General features: G+C 37.0%; 13 protein-coding genes. 4 read left to right on the forward strand and 9 right to left on the reverse strand.

The window, feature by feature from the left end:
• The first annotated feature begins 74 nt into the window (after window positions 1-74).
• On the forward strand, window positions 75-2,807 hold the full coding sequence (locus tag LC419_RS03630; RefSeq protein WP_223606067.1) for an outer membrane beta-barrel protein: 2,733 nt from the start codon (window positions 75-77) through the stop codon (window positions 2,805-2,807).
• A gap of 180 nt (window positions 2,808-2,987) precedes the next feature.
• Window positions 2,988-4,847: a CocE/NonD family hydrolase gene (locus tag LC419_RS03635; protein WP_223606068.1), complete on the forward strand. Its 1,860-nt coding sequence runs from the start codon at window positions 2,988-2,990 to the stop codon at window positions 4,845-4,847.
• A gap of 140 nt (window positions 4,848-4,987) precedes the next feature.
• On the opposite strand, the gene LC419_RS03640 is transcribed toward LC419_RS03635, so the two are convergent.
• From LC419_RS03640 to speB, 3 genes are all read right to left on the reverse strand, one after another.
• A complete protein-coding gene (locus tag LC419_RS03640) occupies window positions 4,988-5,599 on the reverse strand; it encodes an alpha-ketoglutarate-dependent dioxygenase AlkB (RefSeq protein WP_223606069.1) in 612 nt (203 codons plus the stop codon).
• A 258-nt stretch (window positions 5,600-5,857) separates the two neighbouring features.
• Entirely contained in the window at window positions 5,858-6,718 is an 861-nt protein-coding gene (locus LC419_RS03645) for a methylated-DNA--[protein]-cysteine S-methyltransferase (RefSeq protein WP_223606070.1), read from the reverse strand.
• A 69-nt stretch (window positions 6,719-6,787) separates the two neighbouring features.
• Complete coding sequence (speB, locus tag LC419_RS03650; RefSeq protein ID WP_034731916.1) at window positions 6,788-7,645, reverse strand: agmatinase; 858 nt, start codon at window positions 7,643-7,645, stop codon at window positions 6,788-6,790.
• 399 nt (window positions 7,646-8,044) lie between these two features.
• Here speB and LC419_RS03655 point away from each other — a divergent pair, with 399 nt between their 5' ends.
• Window positions 8,045-8,704 (forward strand): HAD family phosphatase, encoded by a 660-nt coding sequence (locus tag LC419_RS03655; protein WP_223606071.1) that lies wholly within the window; start codon window positions 8,045-8,047, stop codon window positions 8,702-8,704.
• Between the two features lie 99 nt (window positions 8,705-8,803).
• Here the strand turns inward: LC419_RS03655 and LC419_RS03660 are convergent, their stop codons facing one another.
• The 6 genes from LC419_RS03660 to LC419_RS03685 form a co-directional block, all read right to left on the reverse strand.
• A complete protein-coding gene (locus LC419_RS03660) occupies window positions 8,804-10,198 on the reverse strand; it encodes an arginine decarboxylase (RefSeq protein WP_223606072.1) in 1,395 nt (464 codons plus the stop codon).
• Between the two features lie 110 nt (window positions 10,199-10,308).
• A complete protein-coding gene (locus LC419_RS03665) occupies window positions 10,309-11,184 on the reverse strand; it encodes a tyrosine-protein phosphatase (protein WP_223606073.1) in 876 nt (291 codons plus the stop codon).
• Window positions 11,181-11,828 carry a thiamine diphosphokinase gene (locus LC419_RS03670; RefSeq protein ID WP_223606074.1) on the reverse strand — a complete coding sequence of 216 codons (648 nt, stop codon included), beginning with the start codon at window positions 11,826-11,828 and terminating at the stop codon, window positions 11,181-11,183. Before LC419_RS03670 ends, LC419_RS03665 begins: the two co-directional genes overlap by 4 nt.
• A complete protein-coding gene (locus tag LC419_RS03675; protein WP_034731935.1) occupies window positions 11,818-12,387 on the reverse strand; it encodes a cob(I)yrinic acid a,c-diamide adenosyltransferase in 570 nt (189 codons plus the stop codon). The genes LC419_RS03670 and LC419_RS03675 overlap by 11 nt, the downstream gene beginning before the upstream one ends.
• 192 nt (window positions 12,388-12,579) lie before the next feature.
• A complete protein-coding gene (locus tag LC419_RS03680; RefSeq protein ID WP_223606075.1) occupies window positions 12,580-15,000 on the reverse strand; it encodes a TonB-dependent siderophore receptor in 2,421 nt (806 codons plus the stop codon).
• A 329-nt stretch (window positions 15,001-15,329) separates the two neighbouring features.
• Window positions 15,330-15,914 carry a hypothetical protein gene (locus LC419_RS03685; RefSeq protein WP_223606076.1) on the reverse strand — a complete coding sequence of 195 codons (585 nt, stop codon included), beginning with the start codon at window positions 15,912-15,914 and terminating at the stop codon, window positions 15,330-15,332.
• A 185-nt stretch (window positions 15,915-16,099) separates the two neighbouring features.
• On the opposite strand from LC419_RS03685, the gene LC419_RS03690 reads away from it, so the two are divergent.
• A complete protein-coding gene (locus tag LC419_RS03690; RefSeq protein ID WP_223606077.1) occupies window positions 16,100-16,591 on the forward strand; it encodes a DinB family protein in 492 nt (163 codons plus the stop codon).
• The last annotated feature ends 217 nt before the right edge of the window (window positions 16,592-16,808 follow it).

A 16,808-nucleotide genomic window follows, 5' to 3' on the forward strand; every position in this document is an offset into this window, starting at 1 on the left:
TGAAAAAAATCAATACAGACATCCCCAATCGGGGATGTTTTTTTATATTTTTACGCCTTCAAAGAAAGCACTGAATGAAGAAAATCTTATGGCTGCTGGTATTGGCATTCAATAGTATGGTCCTGTACGGGCAAAATTTGTACATTAACGGAAAGGTGTCTGATTCTGATCAAAAAGCAGTGGAAAACGCCACCATTTATCTTCTTAAAGAAAAAGATTCATCCATCATCAATTATACCGCGACGAACAAAGAAGGTAAATTTTCTCTGAAAACCGATGCTTTGAACGAGCCTTCCATTTTAAGAATCAACGCTGAAAAGCTTTCGCCCTATTCCAAAAAGTTAGAAAAAATCAGTCAGTCTCTTACTTTGGAAGACATTGAACTTGGAAAAAATAATGTTCAGAATATTGACGAAATTAAGATCACAGTATCTCCTGTCAAAATCAAAAAAGACACGATAGAATTTAATGCTTCCTCGATCAAAGTAAGTCCGGACAGTAAAATTGAGGAGCTTCTGAAAAAGATTCCGGGTGTAGAAATCGACAACGACAAAAAGATAAAGGTCAACGGGAAGGAAGTAGATCAGATCATGATCAACGGAAAACCTTTCTTTGACAAAGACGGAAAAATTGCGCTTCAGAATCTTCCGGCCGATATCATTAAAAACATTCAATTTACTACTACCAAGACGAAAGAGGAAGAATTAAGCGGAAAGAAACCCAAGTCTAACAATACGACCATCAATTTTAATATTGATGAGAAAAAAAATAAAGGACTGCTCTCCAGATTAATGCTCGGATACGGCTCAGACAAGCGCTATGAAGGCAGTGCCCTGCTGAGTTACTTTAAAAATGACACCAAAATCAGCCTTATCGCTTCATCCAATAATATCAATTCTCAGGGGTTTTCCAATGATGACGTATTTGACAGTATGGGAGAAGGCAGGAATTCATCGGGAATGCAGGGCGGAATGTCTTCATCAGGCAGAGGAAAAGGAATTCAGAGATCTACGACCGTCGGAATCAATTACAGTGATAAAATCGGGAAAGAACTGGATCTGGACAATTTCAGTCTGAGCCATTCCAATTCTGAGACGGAAACCGCTTCCAAATCATCCAGAACAACCCTTCTTCCGGAATATACGCTTACCACCCATTCTGAGATCAATGGAGAGAGCGAAACCCGCCAGAACAATGCAGATGCTTCAGCAAAAATTACCCTGGATTCTTTAAGCACCATTTATATTTCACCGAGATTTAACAACAGCCACAGTTCCAGTATAAGCCGTTCTAAATCTTCTACCATGAGAAATAGCGGACTGCTGAACGGAAGTGATTCTTACACCAGCAATGAATCTGAAAGCAATTCATTTAATCCTTATATTTATTATACCAAACAATTCAGAAAGGAAAGACGTGCCCTGAATGCTAAAATGAACAGTACAATTTCACAGTCTAATCAGGATAACCTTAATAAATCCCAGACTCAATTTTATCAGGGACCTGAACAGAATGACAACAGAAACCAGCTGTCAAAAAGCAGGAACCAGAATAGTATGTATAATTTCAGTGCCGGATATACGGAACCCATTTCGGATTCTGCTTCGGTCAGTTTTGAAATAGCTTATAATTCAAATATTTCCAGTAATTCCAGAGATGTGAATGATTTCAATGCGGCCACGGGACAATATTCTGACTACAATTCGCCTTTATCCAACAGCCTGAGACAGAAGATCAACCAAATTTCTCCTCAACTGTCTTTTGAAGTGAATAAAAAGAAATTCAGCCTGTGGGGAACAATGAATCTTGATATTTCGGATATGAATGTCAATTCTGTGTACAATGGCCAGCAATACAGTCTTCAGAAAAATTTTGCGCTTCCAGCCTATAATTTCAGCTTCAGGTATCAATTCTCCGAGAATAAAATGCTGAGCCTTTACAATTATTCAGCCTTTACCATTCCCGGCGCAGAACAGCTTACGCCTTATGAGGACACTTCAAATCCTTTGGTGACGTCTACCGGAAATCCTAATTTAAGAAACACATGGAGCAACAACTCTTCGCTGTTTTTCAATAATTACAATCTGGTAAAAAATATGAACTATTACGTGAGTCTTAATTTCACGTACAGAAACAATGATGTAGTCAATTATTCAAGATATGATGATGCGGGAAAGCAGCTTGTAACCTATGACAACATAAGTGGAAATAAGAATATGAGTTTAGGCGCCGGATTCAACAAAACGTTTAAATGGAAAGACAATAAACTGACGATAAGTCCGAGATTCAATTTGCAGTATAGTTATAATAAAGGTTTTATTAATGGTCAGTTTTTCACAAATGCATCGTACAACCTCACTCCCGGTTTGAATGTAATGTATGAACTTAAGGACAAATTCAGCATAAAGCCTTCTTATCGACTTGGCTATAATTTTTCAAAATACACCAATTACAGCATTGATAATGTGCACACAGCCAATCAGACCCTGAAACTGGAACTCACCAATTATCTGTTTAAAAGCAGACTGATTTTCGGAAATGATTTTGAATACAATACGAATTCCAATATTGCGCCCGGTTTCAAAAAGGATTTTTATTTCTGGAATACGAGTTTGGGCTATTCATTCTATAAAAAGCAGTTTACAGCCAAGATGAAGATCTATGATGTTTTAAACCAAAACCAGAGTGTCAGAAGAACCATTTCCAATTCTTATATTGAAGACCGTGAAGATCTTATCCTGAAACGCTACATCATGTTTTCACTGAGCATGAAGCTGAACAAATTTGCAGGAAAAAAAATGCAGTAAGAAAATTCATCTCATCTATAAAATCGGCAAGTGTAAAAATCTCCTGCGGATCACACAGATCACGCAGATGGAAAATCAAGCTGCTTATTTTTTTGCATTCTTGTGTATTTTCACTGAAAGATTGAGCATAAGTAGTATACCGGAGCTATTTTATTTTTAAATTAGCTGCAAATTTTATTTATGAAGATCCATATTTCAATTTTGTTTATTTTCTTTTTCATCCTTGGAAGGGCGCAGAGTACCGAGCAGAAGGATACTTTTGTAAAAGATAATTTTACCAAAAAGGAATTCTACATTCCGATGCGTGACGGCGTAAAGCTTTTCACAGCGATATACGTTCCGAAAGATATTTCAAACAAAAACAAATATCCTTTCCTGATGCAGAGAACCTGCTACAGCATTGCTCCTTATGGTGAAAATGAATACAGAGCGAAACTGGGACCTAACAAGTTCCTGATGAAGGATAAATATATTTTTGTATTTCAGGATGTACGCGGAAGGTATATGAGTGAAGGGACTTTCACCAATATGACCCCTCAGGTAGATCGCAAAACCAAAAAAGATGTAGACGAAAGCACAGATACCTATGACACGATAGAATGGCTGTTGAAAAACGTTAAGGACAACAATGGTAAAGCCGGACAGTACGGAACTTCCTACCCGGGATTCTATACTGCCGTAGGAATACTGGCACAACACCCTGCTTTGGTAGCTTCATCTCCACAGGCTCCTATTTCTGATTTCTGGAATGATGACTTTCTTCACAACGGAAGATTCATGATGGGATATTTCAGAACATTCCCTGTTTTTGGAATTCAGAAGACAAAGCCTGAAAACAAGGCATGGTATATGGATACTTTCGTAAAGCAGACTTCAGAAGACGGTCTTAAGTTTTACAGAGATATGGGGACTTTAAAGGATGGTTATGAGAAATATTACAAGGATAATTTCTTCATGACCGAGATTATGAATCACCCTAATTATGATGAATACTGGCAGAAAAGAAACCTCCTTCCCCATTTAAAAAATGTAAACCACGCGGTAATGACCGTTGGAGGCTGGTTTGATGCAGAAGATCTTTCAGGACCGCTGAATATTTACAAAACCATTGAAAAGACAAGCCCTAAAGCTAAAAACACAATCGTGATGGGACCTTTCTCTCACGGTGCATGGGCACAGGAACAAGGGAAACATTTCCATAACCAGATCTATTTCGGGGACAGTATTGCCACGTATTACCAGAAGAATATTGAAACTAAATTTTTCAATCATTATCTAAAAGGAAATACGAAAGAAGATGCCGGGCTTCCGGAAGCGCTGATGTATGATACGGGATCAAAAGAATGGAGAGAGTTTGCATCTTATCCTCCAAAAAATGCCCAGAAGGTTAATTTCTATCTAACGGACGGAACCTTGAAGGATAGCGCAGGACAAGGTTTCTCAGAATATTACAGTGACCCAAACAATCCGGTTTTAAGTTCTGATAATCTGAAAGATTTCAACGGATTTACACCTAAAAACTATATGTCGGAAGACCAGAGATTTGCCGTGGGAAGACCGGATGTCTTGACATTTACCACCGATGTTTTAACGGAAGATATGAGTTTTGCGGGAGAGATCATGGCTAAACTGAATATCGCATCCACTTCTACCGATGCAGATTTTGCCGTAAAACTGATCGATGTTTATCCTGAAGATTTCAAACCTCAGGAAAAGAAAGACGGTGTCATCTATCCTAATTACCACCAAATGGTAAGAAGTGAGATCATGCCGGCTAGATTCAGAAATTCAAGAGAAAAAGGGGAAGCATTGGTTCCTAATCAGAAAACAGCCGTGAATTTCAGACTGCAGGATGTGATGCATACGTTCAAAAAAGGACACAGAATCCAGATTCAGATCAGCAGCACATGGTGGCCGCTATTTGCGATCAATCCTCAGAAATTTATAGGAAATCAGAACTTTGCTACGAAGGCAGATTATACAAAAGCTTTTATCAAAGTGTATAATGACAGCTCTATTGAAGCTGAAGTATTGAAATAAAAAATAATGATGGTGGCTTCGGAAATCTCAGTTTCCGCTATCAGTTGATAAAATGTAAAATCCGGTCGCTGCGAGAAGAAATCAGCGACCGGATTTTTTTTATAGGCGATGGTGGCCTTGAGTGCCTCAGCCAACGTTTTTTACTCCTCAATCGTTCTGAAAGTTAGATTCATCCGTGGTGTTTTTACTTTTGTAGTGGGTGGAAGTCTGTGCAGCCAGTTTTCCTGTGTGGTTCCTTTCATGATCAGTAAACTTCCGTTTTCCAGTAATATTTCCACTTTCTCTTTGCTGGTTTTATGTTTAAATAAAAACTTTCTTTCTGCTCCGAAGGTCAGGGAAGCAATCGCTCCATGCTTTTTGAGATCCTTTTCGCCATCGCTGTGGTAGGCCATTCCTTCACTTCCGTCATGATATAAATTGAGTAGACAGGAATTGTATGTTTCTCCAGAGACTTCTTCACATTTGCTCTTGAGTTCAAGTAATTCCGGGGTCCAGAATTTGGCATATTTTGTCCGTTTTGAATAGGTATATTCAAAGGCTTTTTCTCCAAACCAGGCTACTTTTCTTTTCGTTAAAATCAGTTTTCCAAAGATCACCGCCTCATCATTTTCCCACGGAATCTGATGGAGCAGATAATCATAAAAGAAATCTGATCTTTCTTTATCAAAGACTTTTCCGTAATAATGGACCGTTCCGTCATTCGGAAGAATATTCAAGGGATACTCTGATATTTCTTCAAACAGGCTGTTCATGATTTTGAATTTTTAGAAAAAATGTAAGACGTATTGATGACTTTCACATTGTTTTTAAACCACAAAAGTCGCAAAAGTTTTTTACACTTAAGTTTTTAAATTATTAATAAAATGCTGAATAAAGTGCACTTAAGTTTTTTGAAAAATCCAAAATTTTATTCGGCAGTACTATTTTGAGTATTAACATCAATGGGAGCGGGCTTTAGCCCGTTTGTTTATAAATAAAACATTCAATCGGCTTTAGCCAAAACTTAAATATTACAGTACAATAGAATTTTCAGAGTACATATGCGAACTTTCCCAGCCTACCATCATCTGCTTTCTTTCGGTTCCCCACCTATAACCTCCGATATTCCCCGTAGACTGAATTACACGGTGACATGGAATAAGAAATGCCACAGGATTACTGCCAATGGCGGTTCCTACTGCTCTTGAGGCATTCGGGTTACCGATCTTTCCGGCCAGACTGCCGTAAGTAGACAGTTTTCCCATCGGGATAGAAAGAAGGCTTTCCCAGACTTTAAGCTGAAAATCTGTGCCTTTTAAATGTAATTTTATCGTATTGAGTTTTGTCCAGTCTTTATCAAATATGGACAGTGCGTTTTTCTGAAGAGCATCCTGTTTTTCAGAAAAAGAAGCATTGGGAAATGTATGTTTCAGATTTCCCAATGCTGTTTCTTTATCGTCTTCAAAAGCCATGTAGCAGATCCCTTTTTCAGTAGATGCTGCCATTACAGATCCAAAAGGACTTTTGGAAAAACTGTAATTGATCTTCAGGCTTTTTCCGCCGTTTTTATATTCCGCAGGAGACATTCCTTCTATGTTCACAAAGAGGTCATGAAGCCTGCTTGTGCTGGAAAATCCCGTCTCATAGGCGGTATCAAATAAAGTCGCTTTTTCTTCCTTCAGTAAATTTTTAGCATGTTCAAGACTGATGAACTGCAAAAACTTCTTCGGACTTGTTCCTGCCCAATCCGTGAATATTTTCTGAAAATGAGCCGGACTCAAGTGAATATTCTCTGCCACTTCCTCCAAACTTGGCTGAAGCCTGAAATTGCTTTGGATATATGATATCGCTTTAACAATTCTGTTATAATCGATCTGACTTTGTGCGGACATAATATAAGTGTTTTACCTCACAAATTTCCAAAGAATATACGGCAGAAAAAATCTGATTCTTGCGGAATTTTAGTTGTTGTTATAAATATGGTTGTAAGCAAGCATTTTGTAATATAACTTAGCTGCTAAGAAAGCAGTTGGCTTAGCCATCGGAGAATCCATTAATTCTACAATATCAAATGCCACTACGTTACATTTTTCAAATACTTTTCTCAATAATTCCAATGTAGGATACCACTGAAGTCCACCCGGCTCCGGAGTCCCTGTAGAAGGTGCAATAGACGGATCGAAAGCATCAAGGTCAATAGTGATATACACATTTCCTGAAACCTTTTCAAGAACATCATTGATCCAGTTGTCATTTACAGCAATTTCATGAGCAAAAAACACTCTTCCTTCCGGCAAATATTCAGCTTCTTCAGCATCCATAGAACGGATTCCCACCTGAACTAAGTTATGCTTCTGATTAGCTTCAAATACTGCACATGCATGGTTAGAAGTAGAACCATGGAATTCTGGACGTAAGTCTGTGTGTGCATCCAGCTGAAGAACCGTAAGGTTTTCAAACTTCTCTCCTACCGCACGGATAGAACCGATAGACACAGAGTGCTCACCACCGAAAAGGGTAAATACTTTTCCTTCGTTGTTCAAAAGCTCTTTTGTTTTTTGATAAACCGCTTCTGTCATGGCTTCAGGACTTGAATTTTCAGAAATCTCTCCTGCCAGATATACACCGTCAAGGAAAGGCTCAGTTCCTGTTTCAATATCATAAAGCTCCATATTTTCGGAAGCATCAAGGAATAATTCCGGGCCTTTATCAGCTCCTTTTCCCCATGTTGAAGTCCCATCGTAAGGAACGGTTACCAGCATTACTTTAGAATTTTCTAACGTTGCATTTTCTTCAGGAATTCCTGCGTATGTTCTCATGTTTTATTTAAAAATTTAAATGATTTAAAGATTGAAATATTCGGGGCAAAGATACGAAATACTGTTTGAGTTATGAGTTATGAATTATGAGTTATTAGTTTCGGGGTGCAGGATTTGAGTTTGAGAGTAAGAGAGGGTTTGAGGGTAAACGAGTTTGGAGCCGTTTGTCAGTTGCTGGTTGCTAGTTCTTAGTGGCTAAGTTAGTAGGATTCTTTTCTGATGTCAGGAGTCCGATATCCTGATTCCACAATTCACATTTCACTTGCGAAGCAAAATTCACCATTGACCTTTCTCGACCTCAATCTCAGCCTTAATCTCAATTCTTATATCCCGTATCTGAAATCTGACATCCAGCTTCCCCCTTTCAAACCAATTCCCTACTTTTGTAAAAAACAAAATATGTCCTTAAAAGCTGTTCTTTTCGATATGGACGGGGTTATTGTAGATACGGAACCACTTCACAGAAAAGCTTATTTTAAAACGTTTGACGAACTAGAAATTACTGTTTCCGAAGAATTATACACCTCATTCACCGGAGCTTCTACGAAAAGAGTCTTTGAAACACTCATCGGGAAATACAGTCTGCCTCAGACCCACGAAGGTCTTTCTGCCATCAAAAGAGCGTATTTCAAAGATTATTTCGATAATGATGAGGAATTTGACCTGATTCCGGGAGTAAAGGAACTCATTAAGCATTATCATGAGAATGGCGTTAAGCTTATCCTGGCTTCTTCAGCAACGATGGTCACCATCAATATGGTTTTTGAAAAGTTCGGGCTTGAGCAGTATTTCAGCGGAAAAATAAGCGGTGCAGCTTTGAAAGAGTCGAAACCTCATCCGGAGGTATTTCTTTTGGCAGCAGAAATGGCAGACGAGCCTGTAGCCAACTGTATGGTGATTGAAGATTCTACCAACGGAATTCTTGCAGCAAGCAGAGCTGAAATTTTCTGTGCAGCCTACAGAAGTCCCCATTCAAAAAATCAGGATTATACTTTAGCCGATATCGTGGTTTCAGATTATGAAGAACTGGAACTGGATAAGCTTTCAAAATATTTTTAAATGAAAAAAGCTCTCAAAATTTGAGAGCTTTACTTTTATATCTTATCATTCCGAAGATGAGATTGCTTCGTCACTTCGTTCCTCGCAATGACCATAGTTTTATTTGTAGCCTAAGATTTTCAAAATATCTTCCGGTTCCTGTTTTTCACGGAAAACCTCGTATTGAAGATCACCATTTTCATCTTTCTGGATCAGGACGTGTCTCGGCTGAGGCATCAGACAATGGTGAACACCGCCATATCCTCCGATTGTTTCCTGATACGCTCCTGTATGGAAGAATCCGATATACAGAGGTTTGGTATCGCTGAAAACCGGCAGATAGATAGCATTGGTATGTTGTTCGGAGTTATAATAATCATCAGAATCACAAGTCAATCCACCCAGGAATACTCTTTCATAGGTATCTTCCCATCTGTTCAACGGAAGCATGATAAAGTGTCTGGAGATCGCCCATGTATCAGGAAGTGTAGTCATGAATGAAGAATCAATCATATTCCACTTTTCTCTGTCGTTCTGACGTTTCTGAGAGATGATTTTGTAAAGGTTTGCACCGCTTTCTCCCACTGTAAAGCTTCCGAATTCCGTATAGATATTAGGTTCTTCTACCCCTTCCTCTTCACAGAATTTTTTGATCTGAGAAACGATTTCCTCCACCATATACTGATAGTCGTATTCGAAGTTTAAAGAAGTTTTGATCGGGAATCCTCCACCGATGTTCAGTGAATCCACTTCAGGAGCAATTTTCTTCAAACGGGCATATACACGAAGACATTTGTACAATTCGTTCCAGTAATAAGCCGTGTCTTTGATCCCGGTATTAATGAAAAAGTGAAGCATTTTCAGTCTTGCATTCGGGTGTTCGGCGATCTTCTGGCTGTAGTAAGGAATGATATCTCTATATCCGATTCCTAACCTTGAGGTATAGAATTCGAATTTAGGTTCTTCCTCTGAAGCGATTCTGATTCCGATATCGAATGTAGTATCAATACTTTCTGTAAGCTTATCCAGCTCACGGTAGTTATCCAGGATCGGAGTAATATTTTCAAAACCACTGTTGATCATCTCGGAAATTTTCGCCAGATAATCATCGGTCTTGAATCCATTACAGATGACCTCAATATTTTTATCTACTTTACCTTTCCCATAAAGAGATTTAACAATATCCATGTCGTACGCTGAAGAAGTTTCGATAGAAATATCATTCTTAAGAGCTTCTTCAAGCACAAAGTTGAAATGACTGGATTTTGTACAGTAACAGTAGGTATAATTCTTTTTATATTCGGCTTTCTCAAAAGCTTCCCTAAACCAGCTCTTGGCCTTCTGGATATTTTGAGAAATTCTTGGCAGGTAGCTAATTTTTAGCGGGGTGCCAAATTTTTCAACGACTTCCATTAAAGGAACATCGTGAAATAACAAATTGTTCTCAGAAACATTAAATTCCTCTGTAGGAAAATACAATGTCTGATCAATAAGTTCCGAGTACTTTATTTTCATTTCTTGACAAGTGAATTACGAAATGCAAAATTGCTAAAAAAGTTTGATTTTTAAGCGTTAAATTTATTATAAATTTAAAAATGACCCCGTTCGAAACTCCCTACAGATTATTAATTAGTGAACTTCTTAACATATTCTTCTCGCTTATTTTCCGAAATACCCAGAACCTGTTGAATATAAGCATCAATTGAACCATATTTCTTATTGATTTCATCAAAGGCCGCATCGAGGTAAGCGGTTTCTACCCAGCTTAGTTTTTCGAGAACTTTCACATCCATCTTAGGATACAAAAAATGCAGATTATCAGCAAGATTCAGTCTTTTGAGAACTAATTTTTTACGATAATTATTAGACAGGATATAATCGTTATCAATCGTTTCTTTATCAAATTTTAAAATCGTCAAGATCAAAGCTGTTGTAATTCCTGTTCTGTCCTTTCCTGCAGTACAGTGATAGAGAACCGGCTGGTCGGACTCCAGAATATCTGTAATGATTTTTTTAATGACTTCAGGGTTTTCCGTCACATATTCTCGATAGAAATCAGTCATTCTTTTATCTGCATCGGAACCATTTACTTTTCCTTTTAAAACAAGCTTTTTCGCCTGGGTCAGCTGATCTCCTTCATCTTCAAAAGCGGAATATTTTTTATAAATAATATCAGTGGGAAGGTTATCCGGCTTAGCTTCAATTTCTTTAGAATTTCTAAGATCAATGACCTCTTTTATTCCCAGACTTTCCAATTCTCTGAACGATTTTTTCTTCAGCTTATGAAGATGTCCGCTTCTGTAGAATTTACCTTCTTTTAAAGTTCTTCCTTCTGAATTTTTAATATTTCCTACCGTCCTGAAATTGTATACTTTTTTGATTTCAATCCGGTTTCCGGTTTCATTTTTGCCGTATTGCGGCTGTGTAAAATCCTGTGTCTTGCAGGAAAAAACACAAAATGAAGCGATGAGCACAACTGATATGTGTATAAACTGTTTCAATATATTCCGGGATATTCTATTTCATTAATTCCAACAAAAAACAACAGATCTCCGGATTCATACTGAATGGAAACCTCATCTTCAACGGCAAAATTCCTGGTCCCGATTCTCGAAGTAATGTTTAAACTTCCGTTATTCAATGGCCAGTTCAATCCTGTTGTCGTTATATTTTCAACGGAAGGAAAAGGATACAATGAAATCATTTTATTTTCAACTCCTTTCAGTTTAAAACTTTTCGGAACAAAATAATATTCAGAAAACTCATCATAAAATTTCAGATTCATTTTATCTTTAAAAGCATAAGCTACCGTCAGGTTTCCTAAAAAATGATCCTGTTCTCCGCCACTTCCTCCAAAAACATCAATTTCTGTAAACCCTTTTTCGAGAATAATTTCCAAAGCTTTATGAAAATCTGTTTTATCCTGATCCAGCGTTAAAATAAATTTGTCCTGATAAACGCTTTCATCCGACCCTGAATGAGAATCAAAATCGCCGGAAATAAAATCCAGTTTATCTAAAGGAAAACCCAGTTGCTTCAAATAATGAAAAGCGCCGTCTGTACAGGCAATTAAGCCGTATTGATCCGGATTTGGAAAAGTTTCTGGATGATCTCCGTTAATGAAAAGTAATGCTTTATCTTTCATTCGGATTCCAATATTCTTCCGGTTCGTTATTGATTTTTGAAATGTATCTTGCCAAAACAAAAAGATAATCTGAAAGTCTGTTCAGGTATTTGATCAGTTCAGGACGCACTTCTTCAGATTCATTTAAGAATACCAGAGAACGTTCCGCTCTTCTGCAGATGGTTCTTGCCGCATGTAAAAATGTTGCCGATTTTCCACCGCCGGGAAGAATAAAATACTGAAGCGGTTCCAGTTTATCTTCAAAAGCATCCATCCAGTTTTCCAGTTCTTCGATTTCCGTATCTGAAATAATCAATGGGAGACGTGATTTTCCGTTGGCCAACATTAATTTATCCACGGGTGTAGCAGCTTCTGAACCTACTGTAAACAGATCAAACTGAATTTTTTTCAACTGCTTCAAAACCTCTTCATCCTCAATATGACTTTTAGAAATACCAATGAATGAATTAAGCTCGTCTATATTTCCGTAGCTGTCGACTCTTGCACTGGCTTTGGAAACTCTTGTACCGCCGTATAAAGCGGTCTGTCCTTTATCTCCTGTTTTCGTATAAATTTTCATACTACTAAAATACTTTATTTTGTACAATGTGAAAAGTAAAATATGGGAATAGCTTCCTATTCGATCTAAAAAATAAAACTGACATTAGAAATTAATGTCAGTGAATATTTACGCAGACGGTTTTTTATATCTTTTGGATTACTTTCCCTTTGGTAAGCATGATAAAGCACTGCTAATTTTTTTATTTATAGATTAAAAAGTATAATTAACATTTAGCTGGAAAGTTGTTCCATTAAATCCGAACTGGTTTACCTCCCAAGGATATTTGAACCTTCCTCCAAGATCTGTTACTACATCTCCTTTACTGTCTATTACATCCGGATAAATATTAAATAAATTATTTACGACTCCGGAAACTTTAAGATCTTTGGTGATTTTATATGTTAAAACTATATCCGTAATTACCTTACCGGAAAATATCTGATCTTTGGTAGGATCAGTTGCATGTTGCCATGTAACAGAACCAAAATAAGTATTATTAAGATTAAAGTTAAACTTTGAAATGTCATACGAAAGACTAAGAATAGTTTTTGTTTTTGGCCTTGAAGAGATAATTCTGGATTGTTCTTTTCTATCAAAAAAGTTTTCTGAGTAACCATTTTCAGCCAAAATAGGCGGAACGGCAATATTATCTACTATTTTAGTTTCGTTATAATTGAAAGCAGCAATAACTCCCAATCTTCCTTTGCCAATAGCAGAAGTATAATAATTAGCTACGAAATCTACCCCTTCAGTAACTGTATTTACGGCATTCGTGAAAAACTTCAGAGAGGTAATTTTATTATTGTCTAATATTACTTCCACAGGGTTTGTTATATCCGGACTACCCGGAGCACCAGTCTTGTAACCAATATCTCCTGAGAAAAGCACCCGGTCTTTAATTTTTATTCTATAATAGTCTGCTGTAATTGTCAGGTTCTTAAAAGGTTTTATGGCAAATCCCCCGGTAATGTTAAAGGCTTTTTCAGCATTTAATTTTTGTACCCCAAGATCAGATCTTACAATTTGAGAGTCATTGTTAAAAGTACCCTGATTAGCTACAGTATTCCCTGTAATTTTGGTTTGAACATTGGAATAATAAATTTGGTGTAATGAAGGTGCCCGAAATCCTGTAGAAACAGACCCGCGGAAAACTAATTTATCATCTAGCAATTTATATCTTGCATTTCCTTTCCAGGAAACATTATTTCCAAAATCACTAAAGTTTTCATACCTCACAGTTCCTCCAAGTAATAAGTTTTTCGTAACATCCCATTCAGAATTAATATAAGCTCCAATATTCTGACGATTTTTATTGATTTCATTTTGAGGCTGCAGTCCTGGAAATGATTCTGCACCACTTCCTATATAAGATGCCTCTTCTCCTGCCTTTGCCTGATAATTCTCATTACGTATCTCAACGCCAGCCCCTAAAACAAACACACCAAAATTTCGATTGATATCTATGTTTCCTATAATATTACTAAACTGATGACCACCCGCTTTAAAACGGGTTGGTGAATTTCCTCCCAAAGATGTATTAATAGTGTTTCCTACAACATAATCTACCGCATTAGAGCCAAAGGCAGCACTACCATCAAAACTCCATTTTCCAAACATGCCCTTCCACCCGGAGGTTAAATTATAATCATAAACATCTGTTTTAAATTCCGGTTGAAATCCATTGTAAGGTTGTCCTTTTGGAGTTAATAAACCAAAATCTGAACTTACCCAATAGGGTGTTCTATATAAACCATAACTAGTTCCATTCCTGTAAGTTGTACCACCAAAAGCATAAAACTTGCCTGTTTCACCTGTTGGCAATTCAAAATTTACAAACATATTAGCAACTTTTGTCTCCGGTTGTCCTATAATCATTCCTAAACCAGGATTAGCCTGCGTCCAGGCATTATCAACACCAAAAAGTTCATCTTTTGTAACAGAACCAGCACGGTTGGTTTTATTTTGGGAAGAATATCCCAATGTAAGGTTCAAACTTCCATTTTTTGCAACTCTGATTCCTGTATTAAAATCTGCTCCGATATTAAAGCCGTCTCCTTTTGAAGTAATACCTGAAAAAAGATTGACTGTACTTTTTCCAACACTGTTCTTAAGAATAATATTGATCACTCCTGCAATAGCATCAGAGCCATATTGTGCAGATGCACCATCTCTTAAAACCTCTACATTCTGTAAGGCAGCAGATGGAATACTTTTCAGATCCGTACCTACCTCACCTTTTCCCGGCGTATCATTTACATAAATTAAAGCACTTTGATTTTTTCTTTTACCATTAACCAAAACTAATGTTCTGGAAGGTCCTAATCCCCTTAAATCTGCCGGATCAAAATGAGCCGTTGCATCAGAAACGGTTTGTTGTGATGAATTAAAAGATGGTACCGAGTACGTCAAAGCTTTATCAAAAGTAATTTGTCCTGTGGATTTTAGCTGCGCTGCCGAAATATTATCAATAGGAATTGCTGATGTAATTATGGTTCTAGGCTTAGTTCTACCTGTAGTAACCACCACTTCATCTATATTGTTTTCCTTTACAGTTTCCTGAGCATATACCATAGTACCCGCTCCGCTCAATACTAATACATAGATTTTTTTATTGAATGATTTTCTTTTCATATATTGTTAATAATTCAATAAATCTAGTAAAAATATAAATATTAAACAAAATAAATAAAGACATAATACAAATACCTTTCCCATCCTATGCAATGAATATTATTATTATTCTATAAAAAATAAGACTTGATTTATAAAACATGGTTACTTATTAATAATCTGAAAAGAAATAGTAATAACTTCCTATTCTGTCTGACAAAGTGAATAGCAGACAGTGGAATAAAATGATTTCATCTGTTCTAAAACGTATTTTTTAACAGAACTGCTTCACGAATGGCTCTCAATGACTGTGTATAAAAAATGGCCGGATAAATCCGGCCACTCACAAATTATTTATTTACCTCTACATATTGTATGATGGTCTGGTTTTTTGGGTTATAGATTATTGTACTGTTGTTCGGGAACCTTTTCAGTTTGTAATATTCTATACTTTTATCGGTCTTAATATCTTCAAGAAAACTGGTGTCGAAAGTATTTTCGGGAAGAAATTTCGAGACAAGACTTATTTTGTCGATGATGCTTTGTCCGTCTATTTTACGGGCCACTTTTTCGGATTTGTTTTCGTCGGAAGTAGGCTGTTTTTCAAGGAAAGGAAGCAATACTGCGATGTCTGATTTATATTTAAAGATGTAACCTTCGGAACCGTTCGGAAATTTAAACTTCTTTCCGGTTTCTTCTGAAACCACGGGCTTTCCTCCATCAGGAAATACCTGATTAAATTTTACGTCCTGGGAATTGGTTAAAGAATTAAGGGATTCGCTGACGGTCTTCTTCACAGTTTCTTCTACCGCCTGCTGGGCTTTCTGTTGCACCGTTTCGGTGGTTTTCTGAACAGTCTCGTCTATTTTCTCTTCAATTTTATTACATGAGATGAATAAAAAAAGAGGAATAACAGGCAAAATATACTTCTTCATTTCGAGATTTTAATAGCGTGGCATTTATTTATTCATGCAATTTACATCTAAACGGTAAAACATACCCATATATTTTAGCAAAGAAATAAAATATTTTTTTCAGGAGCAAAAACACTGCTGACAAACTGTTGTCATTACCCCGTCTTACCTTTGTATCAACAATAACAAACTAAAACAATACAATTATGACAACTACAGCAACAGCCACAAAACAGTTCATGACTTCCGACCAATTATTAGAGCACTGGCAGGGACACAGAAACCTGACAAGAAGAGTCATTGAAACTTTCCCGGAAAAAGAATTATTCGAATTTTCTGTAGGCGGCATGAGACCATTTGCAAAACTGGCAGTAGAACTGATCAGCATCGGAGGACCTGCTTTAAAGGGAATCGTGAATAAAAATATGGAAGCTTACAACGAGGAAGGATTCAACCCGACAACAAAAGAAGAACTTTTAAACAAATGGGATGAGGAAACGGGCGTGATCAACGAATATTTCAGCCAGATCACGGAAGAACGTTTTCAGGAAACTTTCAATTTATTCGGACAGTACGAATTTCCGGTGTATCAGAACATCCTTTATTTCGTAGACAATGAAATCCACCACAGAGGTCAGGGATATACGTATTTAAGAGCTTTAGGAATTGAACCCCCTTTTTTTTGGGAGAGATTTTAGGATCATTAATGCCTTTGCTAAAACTAAAATTGATGATTCAATTCAGACAAAAAGATGAAACGGCAGAATCTCAAAACCCATTATGCAGATTATCCATTCATTAAATATAGACCCCCCGGATTTGTTGTTTCTGATTTTTGTCTTTCAGTAAAGTAAAAGTTTCTTTATTCAAATTATATAAATTTCTAAAACCGCGGCTTCACTTTCGTGAAGCCGC

This window comes from Chryseobacterium sp. OSA05B (assembly GCF_019970065.1).
Taxonomy (GTDB): Bacteria; Bacteroidota; Bacteroidia; order Flavobacteriales; family Weeksellaceae; genus Chryseobacterium.

What these genes read in the sequence shown, in the direction of transcription:
- LC419_RS03630 (WP_223606067.1), top strand. Translation starts at nt 75, where the DNA reads ATGAAGAAAATCTTATGGCTGCTGGTATTGGCATTCAATAGTATGGTC.
- LC419_RS03640 (WP_223606069.1), bottom strand. Translation starts at nt 5,599, where the DNA reads ATGAACAGCCTGTTTGAAGAAATATCAGAGTATCCCTTGAATATTCTT.
- LC419_RS03655 (WP_223606071.1), top strand. Translation starts at nt 8,045, where the DNA reads ATGTCCTTAAAAGCTGTTCTTTTCGATATGGACGGGGTTATTGTAGAT.
- LC419_RS03675 (WP_034731935.1), bottom strand. Translation starts at nt 12,387, where the DNA reads ATGAAAATTTATACGAAAACAGGAGATAAAGGACAGACCGCTTTATAC.
- LC419_RS03660 (WP_223606072.1), bottom strand. Translation starts at nt 10,198, where the DNA reads ATGAAAATAAAGTACTCGGAACTTATTGATCAGACATTGTATTTTCCT.
- speB (WP_034731916.1), bottom strand. Translation starts at nt 7,645, where the DNA reads ATGAGAACATACGCAGGAATTCCTGAAGAAAATGCAACGTTAGAAAAT.
- LC419_RS03635 (WP_223606068.1), top strand. Translation starts at nt 2,988, where the DNA reads ATGAAGATCCATATTTCAATTTTGTTTATTTTCTTTTTCATCCTTGGA.
- LC419_RS03680 (WP_223606075.1), bottom strand. Translation starts at nt 15,000, where the DNA reads ATGAAAAGAAAATCATTCAATAAAAAAATCTATGTATTAGTATTGAGC.
- LC419_RS03670 (WP_223606074.1), bottom strand. Translation starts at nt 11,828, where the DNA reads ATGAAAGATAAAGCATTACTTTTCATTAACGGAGATCATCCAGAAACT.
- LC419_RS03645 (WP_223606070.1), bottom strand. Translation starts at nt 6,718, where the DNA reads ATGTCCGCACAAAGTCAGATCGATTATAACAGAATTGTTAAAGCGATA.
- LC419_RS03690 (WP_223606077.1), top strand. Translation starts at nt 16,100, where the DNA reads ATGACAACTACAGCAACAGCCACAAAACAGTTCATGACTTCCGACCAA.
- LC419_RS03685 (WP_223606076.1), bottom strand. Translation starts at nt 15,914, where the DNA reads ATGAAGAAGTATATTTTGCCTGTTATTCCTCTTTTTTTATTCATCTCA.